Raw genomic sequence first — 2,443 nt, 5'->3', positions numbered from 1 at the left:
CACGTTAATACGGTAACTGTAGCGTTAGCAAATAAAACCGCGCGTGCAGCTTGGGCTATGGTAAATACAAACGAAAGTTATGATCCAGGATTAATAGCAAGCGCTTAAACGAATTTAAAAATACAAAAAGTGTTCATCCCAGTTGCAAAGTAAAATGTGAGATGGCTAACAGGTGAGACCGACACTTGAAAAACCTTACCCGGACGAAGAGCCTTTAAGCTCGTGTAAGCGCTAAGGAGCAAGTGTGCGAATAGCCCATAGAGGTTCGATGCAGTAAAAGAAAATGCATCATTAAGAAACCGGATACACGTTGGCAATCATACCCAAAGTTATCGAACAAATTACTTGCAAAAGAGGAGGAGTCCATACACGTCCGGTAATCCCACCTAGCGCTTAGCAAACTGCCATAGTAGTAGCTGCTCGATATCGGCTTCAGGTTTGCTGAGCTGCTCCAAGCTGTCCATGACATACTCGAACACATTGAGGTCGTTAGCTTTCGCCGTTTCAATAATGCTGTAGAGGTTGGCGCTGGCATTGGCACCGGTTGCAGTCTGGCTGAACAGCCAGTTCTTTCTGCCGATGACGAACGGTTTGATTACGCGTTCTGTACGGTTATTGTCGATGGTAAGGTATCCATCGAGTGTGTAACGAACCAACTTATGCCATTGATTGAGGCAGTATTGTATTGCCTCACCCAGTTTGGTTTTCGGTAACACCTGTTGAGCTGATTTTGTCAGCCAGGTTTCAAGCTGATTAAGCAGCGGCAGGCTCTTTTCCTGACGTTGCGCATAGCGGTTTGCCGCGGTTTCTTCTTTTAACTGTGTTTCTACACGGTAGAGTTTCTGGATGTGGTTCAGTGCCCAGTCTGCTTTGCCACTGCCCTTACTGCCCGCGCCTTTTTTCGCCTCCATAAACTTGCGTCTGGCATGGGCCCAGCAGCCCACTAAGGTGGCTTGTGTTTGTTCATAGCCCTGATAGCCATCCACTTGCAGGTAACCGTGATAACCGCCAAGGAAGTCCACGCACATTGTCCGGCACGACTATTGTGATAATCGTACAGCACGATATTATGTATCGCTGAACCGGTAATGGTCGCTTGCGGTGAATCTACACCAGTAGCATACAGCCACATGTAGCTCGTCGATTTACCGGAATCGACAACCTTCAGCGTGGTTTCATCCGCCTGGATAACCGGTTGTTGTATCAGGTGTTGATGAAGCCAGTCGTAGAGCGGTTTAAATAGCTCAGCACAACGGATTATCCAGTCCGCCATGGTCTTGCGGCTTATTTCGATACCGTGTTGTTTGAACATGGCTTCCTGCCGGTAGAGCGGCAGACCATACTGGTATTTGCTGGTGATTATCTGACTTAACAGGCTTGTTGCATAGCCTTTGGGAATAACACAGTGTGGCACTTGCGCTTGCTTTAGCGTGTTGCTGATACCCTCTTTTTCGCAGGAGCGACACGCATACTTCGGACGTACATGCTCAATCACCTTCACCTGAGCAGGGATAAACTGAAGCTTCTCAGATTTATCTTTGCCGATGCAGTGCAATGTACCTGCGCAGCAATCGCAGACTTTATCTTCATCGGGAATATCATGGATGATAACTTCACGCGGCAAGTCTTCAGGCAACGGGTTGCGCTTAGGTTTACTGCGTGTGTAGCTGATAGTTTCCTGCTCTGCCGACACATTCTCAGCAGCCAGTTCCTCCACCTCATTAAACAGTTCGCCCTGACCAGGGTGGCCTTCGGTGCTTTTACCGATCTGTTTATTCTGGGCAATGCGGAACTGCTCTTCCAAATAAGCAATTCTAGCGTCTCTTTCTTCAAGAAGCGCCTCTAATTCAGCGATGCGGTGTTGATAATCATCGGTAGTCATACAGATAGTATCGCGCATTAAAGCACTGATTACATGACATTATTCAGATTGTTTTGTGATCGATAATCGCTGCTTATGGTCACCGGTTATAAGCCGGATATCGTTTAATTCAAAGCCTGAAAATAACCACTGCAACTGTTGTTCACTCAGGTGCATGTGCTGTAATTCAGCATCACTTGGCCATTTAAAGCGGTGCTTTTGTCGAGTAGCCAGACCCGATTACTCGAGCCCAGCCCTCTAAGAACGGTACGTGCGAGTTTCCCCGCATACCGCTCAAGTCGTTATAACGCCATGTAGGATGGCGCAGCAGTATTTTTACTTTTATGAATGCTGTTATGGCAAGAAGGGTGTACAACCACGGTATTACTCGTCTTATTATCACCACCTAAATATAAAGGCACTAGGCGGTGAATATTCCAACCAGTTTTAGCCGTTATTTTCCTTTTGCAATACAAACACTCACCATTTTGACGTGATAATAATCTATGCAGGCGTTCTTTGTTGCGAGAATTTATTAACACATCAAGCCGAGATTCAAAGTAAGTTTCATGTGTCGGATCG

1 protein-coding gene and 1 pseudogene are annotated in these 2,443 nt (G+C 46.5%); both read right to left on the bottom strand.

Annotation, left to right across the window (positions count from 1 at the left end; all coding sequences use genetic code 11):
- Positions 1–386: 386 nt before the first annotated feature.
- Positions 387–1,900 (bottom strand): annotated as a pseudogene (locus MK185_17755) (IS66 family transposase).
- 263 nt (positions 1,901–2,163) lie between these two features.
- The coding region (locus tag MK185_17750; protein ID MCH2042475.1) for an HNH endonuclease at positions 2,164–2,443 on the bottom strand (280 nt) is incomplete at its 5' end.

Source organism: Saccharospirillaceae bacterium, assembly GCA_022448365.1.
In the GTDB taxonomy this organism is placed as follows: Bacteria; Pseudomonadota; Gammaproteobacteria; order Pseudomonadales; family Oceanobacteraceae; genus Bacterioplanoides.
Note: the sequence above shows the minus strand (reverse complement) of the source record. Positions and strands in the feature narration are given on the sequence as shown.